This is a genomic window from Listeria booriae (assembly GCF_000766865.1).
GTDB lineage: Bacteria > Bacillota > Bacilli > Lactobacillales > Listeriaceae > Listeria_A > Listeria_A booriae.
On the sequence record NZ_JNFA01000011.1, the window covers coordinates 236,582 to 259,804 of the forward strand.

Annotated in this window: 23 protein-coding genes; 6 read left to right on the forward strand and 17 right to left on the reverse strand. The window is 43.5% G+C overall.

The genetic code is table 11. The features are described 5' to 3' along the window. Positions 1–12: 12 nt before the first annotated feature. The 17 genes from EP57_RS04430 to EP57_RS04505 form a co-directional block, all read right to left on the reverse strand. Positions 13–357: a hypothetical protein gene (locus EP57_RS04430; protein WP_036084568.1), complete on the reverse strand. Its 345-nt coding sequence runs from the start codon at positions 355–357 to the stop codon at positions 13–15. Continuing rightward, positions 350–1,066 (reverse strand): DUF5081 family protein, encoded by a 717-nt coding sequence (locus EP57_RS04435; protein WP_036084571.1) that lies wholly within the window; start codon positions 1,064–1,066, stop codon positions 350–352. The genes EP57_RS04430 and EP57_RS04435 overlap by 8 nt, the downstream gene beginning before the upstream one ends. Continuing rightward, a complete protein-coding gene (locus EP57_RS04440) occupies positions 1,063–1,365 on the reverse strand; it encodes a WXG100 family type VII secretion target (protein ID WP_036084573.1) in 303 nt (100 codons plus the stop codon). The genes EP57_RS04435 and EP57_RS04440 overlap by 4 nt, the downstream gene beginning before the upstream one ends. A 3-nt stretch (positions 1,366–1,368) precedes the next feature. Next, positions 1,369–1,710 (reverse strand): hypothetical protein, encoded by a 342-nt coding sequence (locus tag EP57_RS16410; RefSeq protein WP_052167548.1) that lies wholly within the window; start codon positions 1,708–1,710, stop codon positions 1,369–1,371. A 12-nt stretch (positions 1,711–1,722) separates the two neighbouring features. Beyond that, positions 1,723–6,237, reverse strand: coding sequence for a type VII secretion protein EssC (gene essC / locus EP57_RS04450; RefSeq protein WP_036084578.1), 4,515 nt, complete (start codon positions 6,235–6,237; stop codon positions 1,723–1,725). 10 nt (positions 6,238–6,247) lie between these two features. After that, positions 6,248–7,477: a type VII secretion protein EssB gene (gene essB / locus EP57_RS04455; protein ID WP_052167549.1), complete on the reverse strand. Its 1,230-nt coding sequence runs from the start codon at positions 7,475–7,477 to the stop codon at positions 6,248–6,250. A gap of 18 nt (positions 7,478–7,495) precedes the next feature. After that, entirely contained in the window at positions 7,496–7,747 is a 252-nt protein-coding gene (locus EP57_RS04460; RefSeq protein ID WP_036084580.1) for an EsaB/YukD family protein, read from the reverse strand. 18 nt (positions 7,748–7,765) lie between these two features. Further along, positions 7,766–8,275, reverse strand: coding sequence for a type VII secretion protein EssA (gene essA, locus EP57_RS04465; protein ID WP_036084582.1), 510 nt, complete (start codon positions 8,273–8,275; stop codon positions 7,766–7,768). After that, entirely contained in the window at positions 8,265–11,600 is a 3,336-nt protein-coding gene (esaA, locus tag EP57_RS04470) for a type VII secretion protein EsaA (protein WP_036084583.1), read from the reverse strand. Before esaA ends, essA begins: the two co-directional genes overlap by 11 nt. A 194-nt stretch (positions 11,601–11,794) precedes the next feature. Further along, positions 11,795–12,091 carry a WXG100 family type VII secretion target gene (locus EP57_RS04475; protein ID WP_036084585.1) on the reverse strand — a complete coding sequence of 99 codons (297 nt, stop codon included), beginning with the start codon at positions 12,089–12,091 and terminating at the stop codon, positions 11,795–11,797. A gap of 293 nt (positions 12,092–12,384) precedes the next feature. After that, positions 12,385–12,747 (reverse strand): MmcQ/YjbR family DNA-binding protein, encoded by a 363-nt coding sequence (locus EP57_RS04480; RefSeq protein WP_036084586.1) that lies wholly within the window; start codon positions 12,745–12,747, stop codon positions 12,385–12,387. Positions 12,748–12,760: 13 nt separating this feature from the next. Next, complete coding sequence (locus EP57_RS16415; RefSeq protein ID WP_052167550.1) at positions 12,761–13,111, reverse strand: iron chaperone; 351 nt, start codon at positions 13,109–13,111, stop codon at positions 12,761–12,763. 2 nt (positions 13,112–13,113) lie between these two features. After that, positions 13,114–13,821 (reverse strand): DUF975 family protein, encoded by a 708-nt coding sequence (locus EP57_RS04490; protein WP_052167551.1) that lies wholly within the window; start codon positions 13,819–13,821, stop codon positions 13,114–13,116. A 163-nt stretch (positions 13,822–13,984) separates the two neighbouring features. Next, positions 13,985–15,433: an ABC transporter substrate-binding protein gene (locus EP57_RS04495; protein WP_241480709.1), complete on the reverse strand. Its 1,449-nt coding sequence runs from the start codon at positions 15,431–15,433 to the stop codon at positions 13,985–13,987. Next, a complete protein-coding gene (locus tag EP57_RS17265) occupies positions 15,375–15,509 on the reverse strand; it encodes a hypothetical protein (protein ID WP_260443468.1) in 135 nt (44 codons plus the stop codon). The genes EP57_RS04495 and EP57_RS17265 overlap by 59 nt, the downstream gene beginning before the upstream one ends. A gap of 166 nt (positions 15,510–15,675) precedes the next feature. After that, complete coding sequence (locus EP57_RS04500; RefSeq protein WP_036084590.1) at positions 15,676–16,656, reverse strand: carbohydrate ABC transporter permease; 981 nt, start codon at positions 16,654–16,656, stop codon at positions 15,676–15,678. 17 nt (positions 16,657–16,673) lie between these two features. Next, on the reverse strand, positions 16,674–17,555 hold the full coding sequence (locus EP57_RS04505) for an ABC transporter permease (RefSeq protein ID WP_052167579.1): 882 nt from the start codon (positions 17,553–17,555) through the stop codon (positions 16,674–16,676). Between the two features lie 349 nt (positions 17,556–17,904). Between EP57_RS04505 and EP57_RS04510 the strand changes: the two genes are divergently transcribed. The 6 genes from EP57_RS04510 to EP57_RS04535 are packed head-to-tail and all read left to right on the forward strand — an operon-like array spanning position 17,905 to position 23,214. Beyond that, positions 17,905–19,017 (forward strand): MDR/zinc-dependent alcohol dehydrogenase-like family protein, encoded by a 1,113-nt coding sequence (locus EP57_RS04510; protein WP_036084594.1) that lies wholly within the window; start codon positions 17,905–17,907, stop codon positions 19,015–19,017. Between the two features lie 18 nt (positions 19,018–19,035). Continuing rightward, positions 19,036–20,283: an MFS transporter gene (locus tag EP57_RS04515; protein ID WP_036084595.1), complete on the forward strand. Its 1,248-nt coding sequence runs from the start codon at positions 19,036–19,038 to the stop codon at positions 20,281–20,283. A gap of 20 nt (positions 20,284–20,303) precedes the next feature. After that, a complete protein-coding gene (rpiB, locus tag EP57_RS04520) occupies positions 20,304–20,771 on the forward strand; it encodes a ribose 5-phosphate isomerase B (RefSeq protein WP_036084596.1) in 468 nt (155 codons plus the stop codon). Beyond that, positions 20,768–21,766, forward strand: a complete 999-nt coding sequence (locus tag EP57_RS04525; RefSeq protein ID WP_036084598.1) for a dihydroxyacetone kinase subunit DhaK — start codon at positions 20,768–20,770, stop codon at positions 21,764–21,766. Before rpiB ends, EP57_RS04525 begins: the two co-directional genes overlap by 4 nt. Before the next feature lie 15 nt (positions 21,767–21,781). Further along, positions 21,782–22,432 (forward strand): dihydroxyacetone kinase subunit DhaL, encoded by a 651-nt coding sequence (gene dhaL / locus EP57_RS04530; protein ID WP_036084599.1) that lies wholly within the window; start codon positions 21,782–21,784, stop codon positions 22,430–22,432. A gap of 26 nt (positions 22,433–22,458) precedes the next feature. Next, positions 22,459–23,214, forward strand: a complete 756-nt coding sequence (locus EP57_RS04535) for an SDR family oxidoreductase (protein ID WP_036084600.1) — start codon at positions 22,459–22,461, stop codon at positions 23,212–23,214. The last annotated feature ends 9 nt before the right edge of the window (positions 23,215–23,223 follow it).

Consider the following 23,223-nt stretch of genomic DNA (forward strand, 5'->3'; position numbering starts at 1 on the left):
CTTTCCCCCTCTTTACTCGGGTAGGTCTAGTTTGGTGTAGAATTCCTGACCGAGTGACTGGTCTTGCTCCATCATCGTATTAATGGTATACGCGACTAGTCCTGCAATCTGAGAATAGTTGTCGTATAAATCCATTGCTTTTTTGTTGGCTTTATCGTATATTTCTAACGCTTTTTTTGCTTCTCCATCTTCGTAAAATTTGATTTTCCCGATGGCATCTGTGGTTTTATTAAGGTTCTCGAGTTCGACTATAATCGCGTTGATTTTGTTGAAAATAGCTGAGATTTCGTCGACGCTAATGGAGATGTCTGCTGCTCCACCGCCTGCTCCTGCGCCTTCCATCATTTGATTAGCCATGTTGTGCCACCTCCTTGTATGGGAACTCCATTTCATCAAACAATTGCTTCATAAACCAGTATTGGCTAACTTGTTGATATTGTTGGCGGGCAATGTCTAGTGTGATGAGTTTGTCGCCGTATAGGAAAAGTAGCCAGTTCTGATAGAAGCTTGGTTCGGTGATGTCGGCTGGATAGTTATCTAGGTAAAAAACTTCTAAATTGAATACTGGGTCGCTTAGTTCCATGGCTTTGATTTCGTTTTTTTCTTGGTTGCTTAGTTCGGCTGTAAGGAAGGTTTTCTCGTCTTCTGCAGGCTCACGTGAAACGATTGGAAAACCGTCGTAAAGAACTTTTAGCGCGTGTGCTTTGGATAAAACGAGTAGTCGGTAGTATTTATTCTTTTCGGCTTCAATGATGAGAACGACTTCTTCTTTGTTCTCTTCTTGGAATGAAAACATGATGTTATTGCACCGTACGTATTTTTTACTTTGGTGGTAGGCGGATAATTTATTGATTACGAAGGCCCCGCTTTTTGTTACGGCACCTTCTGGGGTTAGGATTTCTTTGGCGATGAGTTGCTGATGGGCAAAAGCCATTGGGTCATCATCGCGCAAAAGGAACATTTCTTTGCCTGGAAAACCAAATAGGACATTGCCATCAGTGGCCGCTAATAATAAATACATTTCTTCTAAGCTAAAATAGTCATTGGGATGGTGTTGTTCTGTCATAGGTTTTTGACCTCCCGTACTTTTGCTTCGCTATCGTAAGCTTGGATGTATTTCTCAAGATTCTCTAGAGCTTTGCTTTGTTCTTTCATTGCTGATTTGACGTCGTTATGATATTGAACAATGATATCTAGATAGGCAACGAAGGCTTTTTTGGACTTTCCTTTCCATGAGACTCCGTTAACGTAGTTTTGTAAGTCTTTTGCTTGGGTGTAAGTTGTTTTTAGCGAGTTGTCGATTTCTTTAGCGATGGTTTTGGCTTCAATTGCTTTATCTCCGTAAATCGTTACTTTATCTGCCATGAATTACCCCTCCTTTGCCGCGGCATCTCTATAGTGGACATATCGCTCGTAGGCCTTATCTCGTGCTGCGGTTAAACTGGAACGCTTATCGCTAGCGTCGTTAATGTAGCTCTCTAATTTCGTGGTCAATTCCTCACGTTTCGAATCGAAATGCTTGGATGGAATCACGGAATTGTTGAAATTAGGATGTGCGCTCTTATAGGAGGAAAGCGCATTTCTGGCTTCCCCTATTAGCTTATCGTGTTCTCGAATAGCATCTTTTAATCGGTCATGCAAGCGGTCGTAATCGTCTCGTTTTTTCTCGAGTTCGCTCGACATGATGTCTATTCCTAAAATTCGTACCACTAAAATCCCTCCTTATTTCGCTGGTTTTACAACTTTGATTTTTTCTGCTATGCCGTTGCGGATGTAGTATGCTTCGAATGGTAGTAGGTTTGGTTCTTTGTAGTTTTTGTTGCTGACATCGATGACGGTTTGGTCGCTGACTTTGCATAGTGCGATTCCGGATTTTTGTTTTTTGATTGTGTCACTGACTTTGCTGTAGCCGCGGCCCATTGTGCTGGTGTTGCCGGCAATGATGAAGTAGATGCCGAATCTTGGACCGTTTTCAAGCAGGTTGACAAAGTCTGTTTCTAGATCGCTGCTGATGCCATTGACGATAACATCTAGATCGCCGATAACTGTTAGAACTGGGCGGGAGTCTTTGAGGAATTCGGCTGTTGTTGTTAGACCACCTGTTTCTTTTTGCAATGCTGCGAAGCCGTCTTGGCGATTTTCTAGAAGGTTGTGCAGTTCTTTGAAAATGGCTGTGATTGTGTCTGTGTCGTTTCCATATGCGTTTACGTTTGGCTTGTATGCTGCAAAGCGCAACATTGGATTGTCCGTCAGAATAATATCAATTTGTGGGTTGACCACCATCACGTCTAGTAGGGTAACCATCGTGGATTCGATAAGTTCTGTGCGATCACTCATAACTAGTGTGTTTTGATTTTCTTTGTAGTCTAGTGGGATTGGTTCGACGTTCTCGAAATCAACGGCAAATGGTAACATTCCTTGAGCTAACATGCTTTGTGTAGACTGCCATGAGGCGAAATCTTGGAATGGTAGTAATTCTGGAACCATCGGGATTGGGAGTGGTCGTGTGCCAGTCCATGCGCTGGACATTTCTTTTGCTTCTTGTTGGATTGCGCTGATGATTTGTAATGTGTCTTCGCCTCGGTTTGGTAGCGCGGTTTGGAATACGGAAATGTCATCGTGTTTGACTAAGCCGCGTCCTGGTAATTCTTCGCTTGTTAATTCGGTACGTCCGATGATTCCTCGTGCTTCGGATGATTCGATTAAGTAAAGCGGAATTTGCGTTTTAATATTAGAAAGTAATGGCGTGCGCATCGCGTTTTGTTGGCCTGCACTGATGACTAGGTTGATACCAACGCCGGCACCTTCACGCGCAATTTGTGTCATTACTTTTTCGAAGCCTTCTTGGAATGGTGATTCTTTGACAGGATCGAAGTTATCAATAATAACCACGATATTTGGCAAAATTTCACCGCTGGCTTTTTCGTACATTTCTAGGTTTGCTACGCCGAATTGGCTTAGTTTGCGTTTACGGTCTTTTAATTCGCGGTCAAAACGACGAACGAATTTGCCGACTTTTTCTTCTTCGTCTAGCATGATTGTATCGGCAACGTGTGGTAAATCGCGTAGTGGTAGTAGCCCGTTTGTTCCGAAATCTAGTAAGTAAATGTGTAGGTGTGCTGGATTATGCGCGCGAGCTAAGTCCATAACAACGGTTTGTAGGAAAGTCGATTTCCCGTAACCTGGGCTTGAATACACGGCGATATGTCCGTCTTTCGATAGGTTTACTTCCACTGGTCGTTGGTCTTGCATTTCGGGAATGTCCATGAAGCCGATGACTGGCGCTAGTTCGGATTTCTCTTTCGCCCACGCTTCTTTGTAATCCACAACGTGCAAATCCGGCAAATAAATCATATCTTCTAGCGGCGGCAACCACGGACGTGGCAGCATCGCGATGTTGGCTTCTTCTGTGTAGTCATGAATATAGTCAATAACCGCGTCAAGCTCTGATGGTACTTTTGAAATGTCTTCTTTGTCGCCTAGGCCGCTTAAGTCTTCGGTTAGAATTTCGTATTGGCCGAGGTCGTTAATGGCGTAAATTGTTGTGTCGACTTGTTCTTGGTCGTCTTTGTCTGGGACGTAGTCGGCGCCGCTCCATGCGCTCTGGAATAGTTCGTAGATTTCGTTGTTGCCGACTTGGAGGTAGGCGCGTCCTGGTAGTGTGATTTCGGCTGCGTCTGGTGTTTTTAGGATTTCGTTGGAGTCGGACGCGTTTTGTACTTTCAATGCTAGTTTGAATTTCGAGTTGGACCAGATTTGGTCATCCACGACGCCGCTTGGTTTTTGGGTTGCTAGGATTAAATGGATACCTAGGGAACGACCGATACGGGCGGTGGAGACTAGTTCTTTCATGAATTCTGGTTGTTCGCTTTTTAGCTCGGCGAACTCATCGGAAATCAGGAATAGATGGGGCATTGCTTCTGTTGCTTCGCCTAGTTTGTATAGTTTTTGATATTGGTTGATATGGTTGACGTCGTGTTCGCCGAATAAGCGTTGACGTTTTTGTAGTTCGGCTTTGATGGATGCTAAGGCCCGCATGCTTTGTGCGCCGTCTAAGTTCGTGATTGTTCCTAATAGATGGGGCAGGTTTTTGAATAGATTCGCCATGCCTCCGCCTTTGTAGTCAATGAGCAGGAACGCGACTTCGTACGGGTGGAAATTCACGGCAAGTGAGATGATGTAGGACTGAATAATCTCGGATTTACCGGAACCTGTTGTACCTGCGACCAAACCGTGCGGCCCGTGGGCTTTTTCGTGTAGGTTCAGGTTGACGATGTCGTCTTTTCCGCGCAAACCTAATGGAACGGCCAAGCTCTTATAGGTCTCATTTTGTTCCCAACGTGCACTGATTCCTAGTTCTTCCACGCGCTCTACACCATACATTTCTAAAAATGTCACGGCTTCTGGAATCGAGTTTTTCAAGTTTTGTAAGTGGTTTAGTGGCGCCAATGCTCGGCTGACGCTTTCTTTGTCGAAGTCTGCTGGGAAATGATCCAGTGCGAAATGACGATTGACTAGTTCGCCTTGTTCTAGCAAAATGTTACCGCTTTTTGCGTCGCGGATGTCAATAACGGTTTTTACGTGTTCTGGCAAGCTTTGCATCACGTCTTGCACGAAGACAAGGGACACGCCGTACTCGCTCGGGTCTTCGTTAAAGAATTCCATGACGGTATGGTCTAACATTAGTTTTTCATCGGTGATTAATACTACGTAATGCGGTGAGAAGTACATTTGCTCGTTCTTGTTGCCTTTTTCATCGATCGCCATCTTACGGTCTTTCAAAATTTGATACAGTGAGTTCAACACTTGGTCGCGCGAACGTTCATGGTATACGAAACCGCGAACATTGATGTCACGCAGGCTCGCATGAGGCAACCAACGCATCCAGTCCCACTGTTCTTTTTCTTCTTCTGGGAAAACAGTGATGAATTGCAAATCATAGTAGCTGTGGAAAAGGGCGGTTTGCATTACTAACAGCTGCAACTGCTCAATGACTAGCGAACGGTGCCCGATATAGCCAACTGGTCCGTGCATTAAATCCGTCCCCATCGGCACGTCTTTTACCGAATAATATTGCGATTTCAGCTCTTTTGCGCTGTCTACTAACTCGTCTTTGTCTTGTGTAAATTCTTCCTCTTGAAATTCGACATTAAACGAGGTATTCTCTTCCCCAGTCCCAACACGATACGTCAAAAAGTCATGGTGGAACATCGTCTTTTCGTAAATTCGGGAATCGACAGAGAGCGCCATATCACGCACTTCTGATACTGTCGGAAAATGATAATGGAGCGAATGGGCTTGTTCTTCGGCTGCCGCGTGAAGTTCGGATGTTTTGTCCTTCAAATAACGACGATAGCTCGCGTCCCGTTCTTTCATATCCACTTTATATTTCTTGCGGTTTTTCACATACGTTACTATCGAGAAAATTAGCGTTGCGCCAGTCATCCCGAGTGTCATCAATACAAAAATCGGATTCGGTCGCAAAATCATCATCACAATCGACATGGCAATCATAATTAGCGGCGGAATAATGATTTTCATCAGTTCTTCACTTGGTTTTGACGGCTTACTAGGTGGTTTTGCAATCGTAATATTGCTTTCTGGGGCGCGATAAATAATCCGTGGTGAACGGTGGTAATCTGGATAATCATCACTAAACGCATTATCTGGCGCCACAAGTTGAGCTAGCGTCGCATGCACACGGCCTTCGCCAGCCATCACTTCGATGTCTTCCTTCCCAATTCGCATTGTCACCCCGTCGAAATACAGCTGATCGCCAGCTTGTAGCCAACATTCCGATTCCACGCGATAATAATTGTGGTACACGACACCGCCGTACACGCTCAATTTAAACGGCGTACCCAGTTCTTCACGAATAAACAACAAATCCGCCGTCGTACCCGCAATCACCACATCATTAAAATCCTTCTCGCCAAACGTAATCGAATATTTCGTCGTCGTATCAAAAACTTGCGACGCCACATCTTCCGTCAAATAAAGCTGTAACACTTGCCCGTCCGATGTTTCCAAATTCAGACGCTCATTCAACGCAAGCGGCATATCTCCCAAATACCATTGCTCTGCGTCCTCATTCCACGCCACTTGCAACGTATCCGCGAAATTCTCATAAGTCACCGTATGATGCAAATCGCCGCCGATCGTCACTTCTTTTTTTATATCTAATTGGCATTTATGTAGCTGGTTGCCATAACTAATCGTGAGTAGTTGCTTCTCCATTGCCATCCCCCTATTCTACTTCCGATGTTGCTTGTGCTTTATCTTTTTCTTTTTGGTCGGCAGCATCTTTCGCCATTTGTTCTTCTGTTTTCTTCTGGTCTTCTTGGATTTTGGTCATTTCGCTCTTGATTCGTTCGCGCTCTGACACTTGTTTGGAAGCTTTCATCTCTTTATCCGCGTTTACTTGATCCAATTCTCGAGACAAATTATAAAGGCGCAATTGCGTGTCTTCCTGTGCCATCGCAATTTCTTTCGCCTTCGCTAGTTCGCCTTGGCCATCATAAATCCAATACAACATGAAGTCTTCTGGTGATTTCAACGTTAGCTGCTTACGCAATTTATCTTTTTGCCAATTCGCCAAACTCGCTATTTCCAAATACGATTTCGCCAGTTCATACTTGCTCGCCACAGGCAGTTTCTTCGCGTCAACATCTTCTAATTCCGTACTTACCTTCTCATAATCTCCCGCCACAAACGCCGCATTCGCGCTCAACAATTTCTCCTGAAACGGCACTTTCACAAACGAAAAATAAACAACCGGTACTGCCAAAACTAGTGCTGCGATGATAAAACCAATCGTCAAGCCTTTAAACAAACGGTAATTTTTACGCGGTACCATCGTCATTTTGCGCTCCACGGATGCTTTTTCTTTCGTATAGCTTTCCGTCAAAATCGTTTGAATCTCCGCCAAATCTTTCGCATCAATAACGCTGCGCTCAAACGCCGTGCCCTTCGCATTGTTCAGCGACCCCGAAATCAGCTCATCGTACGAATACTTTTTCGAAAAAAGCGCCACAATCAGACATTTATATTGCTTCAAAAATTTCTCTTCCGTCATCGTATACGGCGGCAAAACATCCCGAATCCCGCGGTACACCAAGTACGGCACCTCATTCACATCAAAAACCATGTTATCCGGATGTAGGAAAAACGTAAATCGTGTCTTCAACAACTCGGAAAAACGCGCGACATTGCCGACTGCACGTAGTTTATCGTTACGACCAAGCGCTTGCAAGTTCTCCCATGTCATCTTGTCTTCCGTATCAAACGTGATCGTAAGTGCTTCTCCTTTATCTTCGAAATCTGCTGGCACAAAGAAGTTTGACCGTTCTTTTAATAACGCCAATTGACGCATGTCTTTTACCTTTGTTTGCGATTTTGAAAAACCAACTTGCCATTTCGCTCCATCTATTTGAAAATTATATTCCATCGCATCTACCATTATTTTTCTTGTAATCATTTTTCTCTAGTCTCCCTTTTATAAAATTTCAATAATGTCCCCGTCTGTAATTTGAAAATCGGTAAGTCTGTCGTCGTCTGTAAGCAATAATTCTTTATTCGCCACTTTAATCGCGCAGTGCGACATGTTTGGCTGCGTCATTTTTAACGTTTCGACAAGGTTGAGCAGCAACGCTTTGACTGGTTGGTGTTTCGGAATTCGCAAGTCATGCGTCCGGCCACCCCATTTTTTAAAATTGATTGTGACGTTGATATGTGTGTCTTGTGCCATTGTTTTATGCTCCCTTCTTTATTCCCATACTTTACGAACTAGTGTGTAGAGCAACCCGCAAATAAGAACCGCGATGCCTCCGAGTACCCACCAGATCGTCTTGCTTTCTTTTTCCGTCTCGTTTGCATCTGTTGTGTTGATTTGTGCAGCCGATGTGTTTTCTTTGAACAATGTAGCTCGTGTCACTTTTGACGCATCGACTTTCGTGCCTTCGTCTGCAAATAAGGAGGCTTTCAAATCTTTTAGTTGCTTATCTTCATACGCTTTGATTTCAGCGTCGCGTGCTTCATTTTCTTTGGAGAACAAATTGAGTTGATATTCTTCGGCCGCCGTTTGCTTTTTGTCTTTTTCGGCAGCTTTTTCTGCTTCGGTTTTTGTAGCGCGGTCTACTTGGACTTCCATTTTGCCGTCATCACCGAGATAGGAATCCTCGTCTGTTGCAGCTAGCGTAGCGGTTGGAAGCGCGAGGCTAAGGCCAACCACCATGCTAGTGGCGAAGAGGAAACGTGTTATTTTTTTATGCGTCATGATCATCGTCTCCTTCTACTTGTTTGCTGCGGTGCCATACAAAGAGATTCACTGCGATACCAATAACAGCCGCACCAATTAAGCTATACATCAAGATCAACCAATCATCCGCTCGACTCGCAAAACTGTTGAGCAAATTCTCCACGTATTGTAGTGGTGACATCGAACGCACGGTTGCTAATATCGAGTCCTTATCAATTTTCAGACCAACTGCTTCGGTTAAGAATAGGTACATCGCCAAAATCACGAGGAGCAGGAACATCCCAATCATTCGTAGTTGGCGTAACAAGTACGTCGCAATCGTTACGAATACGAGCATAATAAGGACAATAATCCCCATCCATGACACAAAAAGGACGTTATGCAAATCAAGGAAGTACGCAGAAATCGCGCCAATAATTGCCCCTTCAATGAGTCCGATACCAACTGTCAGCAATGTAATCGGCGTGTTTTGGTAAGCCAGCGCCATCTCTTCTTCAAAATCATCTTCTTGCCTACGTTTACGTTCTTGTGCCGCGATAACATAGCCTGTGAAAAGCGCCACAATAAAGCATACTAATACAATCAAATACGGTGTAAACGTGTCTCCCGCTGCAATCGTGTCCCCTTTTACTTTCGTTACCGGGTTACTCAAGAAATTGTATAGATCTTCGTTCGGACGATCGCCGACACGACTATTTTTCATCACATCAGCAAAATTACCAGCAAATGTTTGGTCTTGCCCTAATTTATCAGACATGTTTGTCGATAGTCGCTGGGCTTGCGTGACGATACCGAGTCCGCTATTTTGAATGTTTTTAGCTTGTTGATCGATGGCGTCGAATGTTTTGTAAACATTGTCTGCGGAATTAAGGTTGGATGTGGAAGCATCGGCAAGCGATTTACTTTGTGTAAGCAGTGTTTGGAATTCGCTACCTAGTGCTAATGTTGCTGACTTTTCATCGCCTGTATTGGTGACTACAACACCGCCTTTGTCAAGTAATTCAAGGCTTGCTTTGCGCCACGCTTCGACGTTTTCAAGCATTTTTGCGACGCTTTGGTTCATCGTTGCGGCTTGTGCGGTCGTTTCGTTTAGGCGTTCTGTGAGCACGTTGGCATTTTCTTTCGTTGTCGCCACGCGTGTTTGCGATTCGTCTACTTGTTGTTTAAAAATTGTGAGGTCTCGCTGGATGAATCTTGTGACGCTATCGGTAATTGCCGAAACAATGGCTGCGATGCGGTCGTTGTTGAATTGTGTGTAGTATGAATTAGCAGTTGCCAGTTCTGTGAGTCGTTTTCCGTCTAAATCAAGCGTTTCATTGCTTGCATTGATGCCGTAATACACGCGGAATAGTTCTGCAAGACGATAATATGGCGCTACGTATTTTGCGGTATCATCTGCAGTGCTTTTAACGGTTGATCGCAAGTCGTTTAGCACTTCTTGGCGTTTTTGCTCGACTTCTTCTGGTTTCAACATGTACTGCGTGTCGATTCCAATACGGCTCGTTTCCACTGTTGGAGGGTCTGGCACTACTGGTGTTACCGGTTCTTCTCCACCTTCGCCTTCTTCTTCACCTGGAGTTGTTGGATCTGTTGGATCTATCGGTGTCACTGGTTCTGATGGTGTCGTAATTTCTTTATACAAGTCAATCGCAATCGGCTGCTGGATAAACGAACTCGTTAACGTTTCCGGCTTCATATACAAATCAATCGCTAATTTCGCCCTAAATGCCTGTTCGGTTTCTGCCGTAACTTCCGGTTTCAAATCGATATACCACAGCTCTTTATCCGCATCGTAACTAATATCAGCAATGGCATCTGGATGCGCATCTGAACTAATTTTAACAGCGTCGATTCCTTCAAAAATGTAAAAGTCACGTGGAACCGCAAAATACAATCGCTGTGTTCCTTTCGATGGCTCAATTTGGACTTCCGTCGTGATTGGATAGCGATAATAGCCTGATACACTGCTGCTTACAGCTTTAATTTCATCCAATTTCTCCGTCATATAAGCCGCCATCGCATCGTCGACTTCTTTATCACGCGGTAATTTAGCTGAAATGCTGTAATCCCAATCTTTGTTATTCTCGGATGCGTATTTTTCTGCTAGTTTCAGGACGTTTAAATACGTTCCGGCATCATAAGCACCGTCTTCTATCGCTTTCTCAAAAACGCGCTTATCGTGGTTGCTCAATTGTTGCATCGCCCGCCAAATAGCATCGTTAAAGCGATCGTGTAACTTGCTGTCCGCCAAATCATTTAGCGATATCGTTTTAGGGTTTCCTGAGTCTTGCCCTGAAATGTAGTTTTGCAAATCTGTTCGGACGTTTTCTGTGAGGCCATCGCCCATTTTTGTTGTTACTTCGTCGTTGATCATAGCTACTTGCTCATTTATTGTGTCGAGATATTTCTGAACATTGTCGACTTGGACTGCCATTGTTTTGTTTTCTTCCATTTTCTGAAACTGTGCGTAAATGGCGTCATTGGAGCTTTTGAGGTTAGCCAATTGTTCGGAGACGTCTCCTGTTGACATCGCTTGGTCGTTTTGTGTCATTTTTTCTGCGAATGATTTCGTCACTAGCGCATTGGTTTCTTGGTTTTTTGCTAGTTTTTCGAGGGATTGGAAATAGGTTTCATTGGTTTTAGTGCCGTCTGCAAGCCCTGTTCCGAACCCTTTTAGAATGTCCTGTAAGCTACGAAAGCTCTCTTTGGATGTGCCTGTATAATCTTGCACAGTTTTGAATTGTTGCGTATATTGTGACAGTGGTGCGTTCACGTGGTCATTGTAGATGGAGCCGTATGTTTCCTCTTTCGCTACCAATTTCTGAATGCTATCCTGCGCTGTTTGTAAACTGTTTAAAATCGTGCCAAAATAAACCTCGATAACACGTTCGTTCAGTTCATTGACTTTCTCTAATGCCACACGTTCAGCTTCCGCTTCGGCGTCTTTATTACCTGTTTTACTAATTTGATATTCAATCGTCGCTTTTTCTGGGTTTTCCGAGTCCATAGACATTGTTTTTTCGGAAAAATTTTGCGGGATTGTAATCATCAAATCATATGTACCACTTTTCAGCCCGTTTCTAGCAAAATTAGCCGGGGCCGTTTGCCATTCTTGGTCATTCTCTCTTAAAACCTTGGTTGTTAGTGCTTCTCCAAAATTAATATCCCTGCCATTTACTACCGTCCCGCTATCATTATCCACAAGTGCGATTGATAACTTCTTAATCGTTCCTTCTGTTTCCTTCTTCGTTGCATTTTGTTCTAATGCTAAGAACGAAGTCCCCGCAGAAAGAAGCAAGGCCAGCACAAAAAAGACCAGCACGCTCCACTTTATTTTTTTCACTTGTATCCACTCCCGTAGTTAGTTATATAGAAGAAGCACCCCTGTACTTCGAATCATCAAATTCTTTTTTTCAGATGATCGTTCATCTCTACTTATAAAATTAAGAAAAGGCCATACACTCTTGGTTGCATGGCCTTTTGACAACTGCATAAAGACTAGTAATATGTATACTTCATGCAATTTCTGGTAGCGCTTTAGTTTAAGCCGAAGTTGCGAGATAGAGCTGCATCGTTTTCTTCCACAGCTGTTGCAGTTTTGCTTAATTGTTGTTCGATTTGGTGCATTAAGTTAGAGAAATCCGTTACTTTCGGTTTCAATTGTTGGAATTGATCATCGAATTTACGGAATGCTTCCCCTTCCCATTCACCACGTAATTGTTCTTGTAACTGTTCTAATTCTCTTAAAATTTGTTCGATGTCTTGTCCTTTGCGACCGTAAGTTTTTGAGCGATCACGTAGTTCTGCTGGACTCATTCTAATTTGTCCTGACATGCCATTCAACTCCTTCTTTTTTTATAAAATCAATAGCTCATATTTGAGTTATCTCTGTAATTATAGCAAATAAAAGCTAATATTTGTTAGGTTCAATTGTGAATTTTTTGTGAACATTTGGCAAGAAAAACTATGAAATGCCAACAATATGTGCTTTATATCCCTTTGTTTTTGCAAATATATATAGGCAAGCGCTTCCTTGAGATGTTAAATTTTACTCATTTTATTGCTCGCAAAAAGGTTGCAATTCAGGAAATCGTATCCTAAATCACAACCTTTAAAATACCCGTTATTTACATAGTTTCGATCTCTCTCTGTCTATACTTCGGCAACTTTCGCAGAACTTGTTCATAACCATGCGCCAGCAGTTTAGCCAAGAATTCTTCGTTCTTCTCTTCGTCCAACAGCACGGAAACCCAATGCGACTTGTTCATATGATAGCCTGGAATAATCGCAGGGTTCTCTGTTCGCAAAATCTCACCTTGACTCGGTTCCACTTTCACTGTCAAAATGTCGCGACCTTCTTTGTTCGTACCTAACATTGCAAATATTTTTTCACCCACAAAATAACGGTCGGCTGTCCATTCTTCTTTATAATCATGCGTTGCGCCTTTTAGTTGTAGCGCTGCTTTATGGATGGCTGGATATTTATTCATCGCTTTGCCCTCCTTAACCGACCTGATTACGAACGACGACTTCTCGGCAAAAATCAAATAGTACTGGAATCGCGTCTTCGTCTTTAAATTTCACTTTGACACAGCCTTTACCAAATTTCGCGTTTGGCAGACGATTTTTCATCTCGGAAACTAGTTCAAAATCAAGCGTATGCACGGAAAAATGGGTTTTGGCGTTTGAAAAAGCGATGTATTGCTTGCCAAATTTGAAAGTTGGAATTTGATAGGATATTTTTTCTTCAAAGTCAGGGTAATTTTCACGCATAAACGTTACGAATTTTGCTGTCCATTGGCGTTGTTCGTCCATTTCTAAATCCGCCATATATTGTTCTACTGTTTCAGCCATGTTTATTCCTCCCAATCTGCTTTTCGAATTTGTTCTATATAGAATACGGCATTTGCTGTTTGGAAATACGGTCCGATGAACGCCCAAACAATGAAGAATAGGATGTCCGCAGTTGCGCTAATCGCTTGGCTGTCCATCACGATACCTGTTATGAGGACGATAATTGGCACGATCAGCCAGACGATGAAACTCAGTTGCAGAATGAAAAGTTCGGTTTTGATACCGTTCATCCGTTTCCGACTCTCCGTTATTGCTTCTAGCGCGCCCATTTCTGGATTTTCCCGCATCAATCGGAACGTTTGCGAGTAACTAAACGATTTGATAATTCCAGGCACAAGCAGTAGTAGCGACCATAAAAAAAGAAAGATCAAAATGAGTAAACTCGCCACGAAAAAGCGCATATAATTCTGATTTGTAAACACAGATAAAAGCGTGCGCCAACTTGGTTTCTCACTGTCCGCAATATCTAAGAAGAACCATTCCATCGAGGCACCAAGCGGTAAAATAATGAATAAATAAATGAGGCCCCAAACGATGGAAATTAAGATGGTGTCAGGGAATAAATCCGCTAAAGTCGGTATACTAATTGTATAATCTCCAAACCCAACTTGGTTGAATCCCATCTCATTCGTCACATACATGTACACGAGCCAAACGATAAATGAATAAAAATACACTCCTGATAAGCGTTGCCTTGCTGTTTTTCTCATAATTGTAATCTCCCTTTTCTGTTGTTTGTCATTTTCTACTTTTAGTATACCGTAAATCGTGACTACATCAAACTAAATTATTGGAAAATCTTGCAGAATCGCCCAATAAAACAAGCCACCTAGCCCCACATTTCGATAGGGATAGATGGCTTGTGATTACTTTTTAAGATTGATTCTCTTTTTTAAACGCGTCATATTGTTTTTGCATTTCTTCCATTACGGTTTTCATGCCCGCGTCGTTTAGTTTCTTTTTGAATTTCGGCATGTAGGTGTCTGGATCAACGGTTCCTGTTAGTAGCGCTGGGCCAAACTCATTACATACGTTGGTGATTGCCGCGATTTCTGTGCGGACGTTTTTAGAATCGAAGTAGAAACCGAGACCTGGTGATGGTTTGGATTCTGCGTTGAACTCTTCAAATTTCACCCATTTGTCTGCTGGCTCATCTTCATACAATTTCAAAATGAAGTGGTTTCCAAGCGCATATGTTGGCATTGTGTAGTTCTCCACGCGCGCTGGCAAGTCTTCGATACGGCCGTCATCAAGCTCTTTGTAATGCGTGCCTTCAATTCCTTTGTCCACCAAATTACGCAAATATGGATCGGTATTTAATAGATTCAAGAATTCCACAGCTTCTTTCGGATGTTTCGATGTGACAGAAACTGCTTGAATTGCTCCAGTTACCGAACTATTTTTGATAACCGGTGTTTTCATAATCGGTTGTGTGACAACTTCATATTGACCATTTGTTTGCTTGTTCCAAATCGATTCTGCGTATGGTTGATATTTCTCAATACGCACAAACCAGTTTTCCTTTTCATAAGACCACGGGTCCGTAGACGTCGCAATGTCTTTACTTACATAACCATCTTGATAAAACGTGTGCAAGTCTTTCAAAATTTGTTTCGTTTCAGGCTGATCGTAAAAATTCACAATCTTGCCAGTATCGTCATATTCATTCACTGCAAATGGTAGCGGAACAGCCGAATCAATCAAGTAATCAAACGGCGTCACCGGTTTAAAGTCCTTATTCCCACCAATCGGCGTGATGCTCGGCTCATTTTCCTTAATCACTTTCAAAAGTGGCCCAAGATCAGCTAGCGAATTAACTTTTGAAACATCCATTTTGTATTTATCTACGAGGTTTTTATTGAAAACATACACTTGTTGCTCGCCGATTTCCTTGTTTGAAGGCACGCCATAGACTTTCCCGTCCATCGTCACACCTTTCCAAAGCTCATCATTAAGCTCCGCCTTCATTTTCTTACCTTCTTTATCTAGATACTTCGAAATATCCATGAACGCGCCTTTTTGCGAGTATGTTGCAAACTCTCCGGCCGCCGTGTAAGCGATATCAAAATTTTCCCCCGAATTAATCATCGTCTGCATTCTGCTACCGTAGTCGCCCCAGTCGATTTGCGTCATATCCACACCAAAGCCAAGCTTCTCTTGCGTATATTTATTCACTTCTTTCATAACTTTGTCGTGATCCTTCTGCGGCGTACCAATCATATACCACTTCAACGTCACCGCATCATCCCCACTCGCCGACTTATCACTGCCACAAGCCGCCATCACCAACAAAATCCCACTCAAAATCAACATCAGAAACATTTTCTTCTTCATCAAAAATCCTCCCTTTATTGGGGCCAGAAATCCCTCTAACCCCCATTTTATCATCATCTTTCAAAAAACACACTGTCCCTAAATATCTGACTCATCCGCCGAATCTCAGCGAGCGGACAAGCGTTTAGCTGCTAGGCAAAGACGAGTACCGAAGCAGAGCGTACAAACGTACGTGAGCATCGGAACAGAGTCTTTAACGACGCAGATGAATGCTTGTCCGCTCGCTGAAACTATTCTTTGACGCCGCCGATGGTCAACCCACTAATAAAATACTTTTGAAAAAATGGATACGTAATCGCGATTGGCAATGTCGAAATAACAACCATCGCCATTTTCGCACCGTCTTGCGGAATGCCTTTAAAAGCACCTGATGTGAACGCAATATCTGCATTTTGACGCATAAACTCTAAGTTATTCTCAATTTTCATCAATAAGGATTGGAGTGGAACTAGGTGTGGGTTATCGATGTAAAGTGACGCGTTGAACCAGTCATTCCAGTAGCCTAGTGTACTAAACAAGGCAATCGTTGCGATACCTGGAAGTGATAATGGCAACACGATTTTTAATAAGATTCGCAGTTCGCTCGCACCTTCGATTCGTGCAGCTTCTAAGATTGGCTCTGGAATCGAGCGAATGAAGAAGGTCCGCATAATCATGATGTAAAAAGCGTTCATTGCGAGTGGCAAAATCAGTGCCCAGATAGAGTTTTTCAATTGTAGTACTTGTGTCATGACGATGTATGCTGGAACCATTCCACCGCTAAATAGCATCGTGAAAAATGCTAAAAATGTGAACTGCTTGCGATAGCGGAATTGTGGACGTGAAATCGCGTATGAGTATAGGGCAATCATCGCGACACTGAATACCGTCCCAATGACCGTCACGGCAATCGTAATTCCGTAAGATTGAATCAGTTGCCCTTTCATGTTCCATAAGTACTTGTATGCCTCTGTACTCCACTCATTTGGAATCAGCCGAAACCCATCTGTTGCTAGTGAATTTTGACTGCTGAATGAAATAACAATGATGTACAAGAATGGAAAAACACATAGTATGGCTAGAAAACCAAGTAAGATATTCATTGCGACGTTCATGTTTTTCCCGAAGTCGACAACATCTGGTTTTGCTTTTTTGCGTTTTTCGCGTTTTGGCAGGCGTAAGTCTCCATTGACCTGCTCTAATTGTTCGACTCGTTCGATTTGTTCTGCCAATTAACTCGCCTCCGTTTCTAAAATAGTGCGTATTCAGGATCGATTTTCTTCACGATATAGTTTGTCAGCATAACGAGAATGAAACCGACAACAGACTGATAAAGTCCGGCCGCAGCACTCATACTGATGTCTCCAAGTGAAGTCAAACCACGGTAAACGTATGTATCAATAACATCCGTCACTGGAAAAAGTGGCCCTGAATTTCGCGGAAGTTGATAGAACAAACCGAAATCGGAGTTGAAAATTTTGCCGACATTCAAGATTGTTAAAATGATAATCAGTGGCGTCAAAGCTGGAATCGTGACGTGGCGGATTTGCTGCCATTTACCCGCGCCATCAATCATTGCTGCTTCATAATAGTTCCGATCGATGCCTGCAATCGCCGCAAGATACACGATACTGCCGTAACCCATTCCCTTCCAGATATTCATAAAAATCAGGATAAAGGGCCAGTAGTGTGGGTCGCTATACCACGAAATCGGATCGCCGCCAAAGGAGACAATAAGCGAATTAAGTAGCCCGCTATCCTCACTCAAGAAGCTGTAAAGGAAGTAGCTGACAACAACCCAAGACAAGAAGTACGGAAATAGCATACCAGTTTGATATACTTTTGCCATTCGCTTGTTCACGAGGCTGTTAAAGACAATCGCCAAAGCCACGCCTAGCAATAATCCCACAATAATAAAGACTAAATTGTAAAGCACGGTATTTCTTGTGATAATAAATGCATCATCTGTTCTAAATAAAAATTTGAAATTGTCCCATCCAACCCAATCACTGTTCATAAGGCTTGAAATGAAACCGTTTCCATCTACGCGGTAATCTTTAAACGCAATCACAGTCCCGAACATCGGTAAATAAGCAAAAATTAAAAACCAGATAACCCCCGGTAAAACCATGAATAGCCAAATTTTATTCGCGTAGAGCTGTTTGAAGAATTTCGTCAATTCGTGTCACCCCGCTTTTTGTAAGTGTTTTCAACATAATAAGTGTACCTTTTTTCTGGCAGGTCGGGATAGTGGTGGAAATATAGATTTGTGGACAAAATTAGGAAAGGGATACTCTTTAACTAAGTGTTAGCATAATAAAGCCAATTGTATCTCAATCGCAATATAGTATTCTTGTTTTTCACTAAATCGATAAATAACGAAAACAAACGAAAACAAATGATTGACAAAGTCAGAAAATAAAAATATAATGGGGAAGTAATCAAGAAAGCGCTTTATCAAAATAAAAGGAGATGTTCTTATGTGTCAAAAGAGTACAGACAATGTGGTGTTAGGCAAAGATATCCCTCAAAAAATGAAAGCTATTGTCGCTTATGCCCCTGGAGATTATCGTTTGGAGGAAGTTGCTGTTCCTGAGATTGGACCTCACGAGATTTTAGTGAAAGTGGAATCGTGCGGCATTTGTGCGGGAGATTTGAAAGCTTTTGACGGGGCTCCTAGTTTTTGGGGTGACGAGAAGCAACCTGCTTACATAAAGGCGCCGATGATTCCGGGTCATGAGTTTATTGGACACGTTGTTGGTTATGGGGACCAAGTGACGGAGTTTGAGCTCGGAAATCGTGTTATTTCGGAACAGATTGTACCGTGTTGGGATTGTCGTTTTTGTAAGCGCGGTCAGTATTGGATGTGTGAGAAACATGATTTATATGGTTTCCAGAAAAATGTAAACGGTGGCATGGCGGAATATATGAAATTTACGAAAGAAGCGATAAATTATTTAGTTCCAGAGGATTTGCCGATTGAAAAAGCGATTTTGATTGAACCTTATGCGTGTTCTTTCCATGCGGTGCAGCGTGCCAATATCCAATTAGGTGATGTGGTCGTGCTTGCTGGGGCTGGGACGCTTGGTTTAGGAATGATTGGTGCGATTAAAAAATCAGGTCCTCAGAAGTTGATTGTTCTTGATTTGTTTGACGATCGTTTGGAACTTGCGAAGAAATTTGGTGCTGATATGGTGCTAAATCCGGCGAAAGATGATGTTGTCACGATTATTAAGGATTTGACGGATGGCTATGGCTGCGATATTTATATTGAAGCAACTGGGGCGCAAAAATCGGTCGAACAAGGTTTGACGCTGATTCGTAAACTGGGAACTTTTGTGGAATTTTCGGTGTTTAAAGAGCCAGTGACGGTGGATTGGAGTATTATTAGTGACCGGAAGGAGCTTGACGTTCTTGGCTCACACTTAGGGCCGTATTGTTATCCGCTCGTGATTGAAGGCATTCAAAATGGAGACTTACCAACAGAAGGTGTTGTTACTCATACGTTGCCGCTTGAAGATTTTAAGGATGGTTTTGATTTAGTAAGAAGTGGTGCAGATTCGCTGAAAGTTGTATTAAATCCAAACTTGTAATCGAAAGGGGATCATGAGATGAAAAGCTTAACGAACAGAATCGGTTTGCCTCCAAAATTAATGATGGGTTATGCGGGACTTGTCGTCTTTATGATGGGTGAAGGTCTAGAACAAGGCTGGTTATCACCGTTCTTAATCAGCGGTGGACTTTCTATTCAACAGTCCGCTTTATTATTTAGTGTTTATGGCATCGCGGCGGCGCTTGCGGCTTGGTTTTCTGGTGTTTTATCGGAAATTTTCGGAGCGCAGCGAGTGATGACTGCTGGTGTGATTATCTTTATTATTGGTTCTGTCTTCTTTATTTCGGTTGGACTACCGAGCCATAATTTGTACGTGATGTTACCGACATATGCCCTTCGCGGCTTCGGTTATCCGTTGTTTGCTTATTCGTTCCTCGTTTGGGTAGCTTATGAAGCGCCTACAGAAAAACTAGGATCAGCAGTCGGAATTTTCTGGTTTTGCTATAGTGGTGGGCTTAATGTTTTGGGTGCGTTGTACTCAAGTATTGCGCTACCGTATTTAGGCGAAATGATGACGTTGTGGAGCGCGCTAATCTTCGTTGTTATCGGCGCGACGATCGCCATCTTTTTGAATCGCGAAAAAGTAGCGAAGAAGGCTACGGGTGAAAGACCAAGTTTAGGCTATTTATTGAAAGGAATTACGATTGCTTTTGAGAAGCCAAAAATCGGTATGGGCGGTATTGTTCGGACGATTAATACATCAGCTGCGTATGGTTTCACGGTGTTTATGCCGCTGTTCTTTATGGAGATTGGCTTTACGCGTGGTGAGTGGCTGCAAATCTATGCTTGCCTTTGGTCGGTGAATATTATTTTCAACTTATTGTTTGGGGTTATTAGTGATCGGCTCGGTTGGCGAAATACGGTGATGTGGTTTGGCGGAATGGGTTGCGCGACGTTTACGGTTCTGTTTTATTATGTGCCGCTTTGGTCTGGCGCGAACTTCTTGCTGACGATGCTAATCGCGGGTTGCTTCGGTGCTTGTTTGGCGGCTTATGTGCCACTTTCGGCGATTATGCCGACGCTTGCTCCTGAAAATAAGGGTGCTGCGATGTCTATCTTGAATTTAGGCGCGGGACTGAGCACGTTTTTAGGGCCTGCTGTTGTTGGAATTTTTATTGGAAGTCTTGGTACGGTTGGTGTCATTTGGGTGTTCGCGGGACTTTATGTTTTTAGTGCCTTTTTGATGAAATTCGTGACTTTGCCGAAAAATCACGATGTTGTCGTACCGGCTAGCACAGTGGAATAAATATATTGGAGTGTTGGAAAATGAGAATTGGAATTGGTTCGGATCATAATGCGTTTGAAATGAAGGAGGCGTTGCGACGGCATATCGAGCAGTCGGGTAATGAGGTCATTGATTTCGGCTGTTTCTCGGAGAGTGAGATAGATTATCCGGATATCGCGTTTCAGGTTGGGACGGCGATTCAACAGGATAAGGTGGAACGTGGCATCTTGGTTTGTGGGACGGGTATCGGGATGTCCATTGCGGCGAATAAGGTGCCGGGCATTCGCTCGGCGCAGTGCCATGATGTGTATTCGGCGGAGCGCGCCCAACTTAGTAATGATGCGCAAATTATAACGCTAGGTTCGAAGGTTATTGGACTGGAATTGGCTAAAAAAATCGTGGACGCGTACCTTGGTGTGCAGTTTGTAGGCGGTCAATCGAAACGGAAAATTGATCAGATTACGAATCAGGAACAGGCATATTTGAAGATGGGGAGTGTGGAACAATGAAGAAACTAATCAATAACGCAGATTCTGTGGTAGAAGAAATGATTGACGGCTATGTGAAGGCATTTCCACAATATGTGAAACAGCTGGAAAATCCTCGTGCGTTGGTGCGTTCGACGCTGGATGCTGACAAAGTCGGTGTTTTGATTGGCGGTGGTTCGGGACATGAGCCAGCTTTCATGGGTTATGTTGGTGCGGGAATGGCGGACGGTGTTGCGGTCGGGAATATTTTCGCTTCGCCGCCTCCTGGACCGATTGTTGCTGTGACGGAAGCCATTGATCAAGGCAAAGGCGTGGTTTATGTTTATGGGAACTATGCTGGTGATATTATGAACTTCGGGATGGCTGCTGAGATGGCGGATTTGGAGCATGACATTGAGGTGTCGTCGGTTGTTGTGACGGATGATGTTGCTTCGGCTCCTAGTCATGAGAAGGAGAAACGGCGCGGTATCGCGGGTGAATTTTTCGTGACGAAAGTGGCGAGTGTTGCTTCGGCGCTGGGTCATGATTTGGCGGGTGTGACGCGACTTGCGAATCACGCGAATGACGTGACGCGGACGATGGGCGTAGGCTTGTCACCTTGTTCGTTACCGCAAACTGGGAAGCCAAGTTTTACGCTTGCGGAGGATGAGATGGAAATTGGTCTCGGTCATCACGGTGAGCCTGGTATTAAAAAAGGCAAATTGGAGACGGCTGATAAAGTGGTGGATCATCTCGTTACGGCGATTTTAGAAGATATGCCAATCGAAACGGGTGAAGAAGTCGCTGTGCTAGTCAATGGTTTGGGGTCAACAACGCGAATGGAACTGCTCATTATGTTCCGGCGTGTGGAGGAAATTTTGACAGAACGTGGTATTCGCATTTATCGGTCATTTATTGGTGATTACAGCACTTCGCTTGAGATGGGCGGAAGCTCCGTGACGCTAATAAAATTGGATGCAGAGCTCAAGCAATGTATTGACTACCCTGCTGATTGCCCAATGTATGTTCAAAAATAAGGAGGCGTGATAAGGATGTATTATCCGGCGAATTTTCGCGATTTTTTAAACAACGTAACAGAAACGATGGAACGGGAAAAAGATTATTTGTGCGAACTCGATCGAAAATTAGGTGATGGTGATCATGGCGTGACAATGTCGATTGGTTGGCAAGCCATTAAGGCAGAACTGGCGCAACAAGAAGCCATTGAGACACTGGATTGCTCAAAATTAGCGATTCTTGCTGGCAAAACCTTTTTGGAGGCAGTCGGTTCTTCGGTTGGTCCGCTTTACGCGACTGGATTTTTACGAGGAGCAAAAGCAATTAAAGGAAAAGACGTGCTCAGCGACACCGATTTAACGGCTTTTTGGCTGGCATTTATGAGCGGTGTGAAAGAACGCGGCCAAGCAGAAGTTGGCGATAAAACGATGATTGACACGTTAGAACCGGCACGAATTGCATTAGAAGACTCCTTTACAGCGTCTGGTAATTTTGAAGAAGCATTTCGCGTGGCGGTTAGTGCAGCAGAAACGGGCATGATTTCGACCATTGATTTGCTATCCAAACGTGGGCGTTCCAGCAGACTCGGCGATCGTTCTCTTGGCAATCAAGACCCTGGCGCAACGTCTGCCTACCTAATTTTGACGAATTTTCTCGTGAGTTTACCAGAAAGCGTATTAGATTAAAAATCAAAACAAGGAGTGATTAGATCATGTTCGATAAAAATTTTGCATTAACTGATAAAGTCGCTATCGTAACTGGTGGTGCAAGCGGGATTGGCCGAGCTATCGTAGAACTGTTTCTAGATAAAGGCGCAAAAGTCGTGCTTGTTGATATCAAACCTGACGTAGCTGAGATCGCGGAACAAATCGGGAAGTCACGTGCCCTAGGCATCCAAGCTGACATTACTAAAAAAGAAAACGTGGAACGCGTCATCGCAACAGTTTCTGAACAATTCGGTAGCATCGATATTGTTGTGAACTCAGCCGGCATCGCCCTTTTGGAAAAAGCTGAAGACCTTCCTGAATCTTATTGGGACAAAACAATGGAGCTGAATCTCAAGGCATCCTTCCTAATCGCACAATCGGCGGGAAATGCGATGATACAACAAGGACGCGGCGGGAAAATCGTCAACATTGCTTCCCAAGCTTCCGTCGTAGCGCTGGATAAACATGTAGCTTACTGCGCTAGTAAAGCGGCGATTGTCTCGATGACGCAAGTTTTGGCAATGGAATGGGCGCCTCATAAAATCAATGTTAATGCCATCTCTCCCACTGTCATCCTAACCGAGCTGGGCAAAAAAGCATGGGCCGGAGAAGTCGGCGAAGCAATGAAAAAGCAGATTCCGATTGGTCGTTTCGGCTATCCAGAAGAAGTCGCAGCATCCGCCCTGTTCCTAGCAAGCGACGCCGCTAATTTAATAACCGGTGAAAATCTAGTAATCGACGGCGGTTACACGATTAAATAGAAAAGGAGG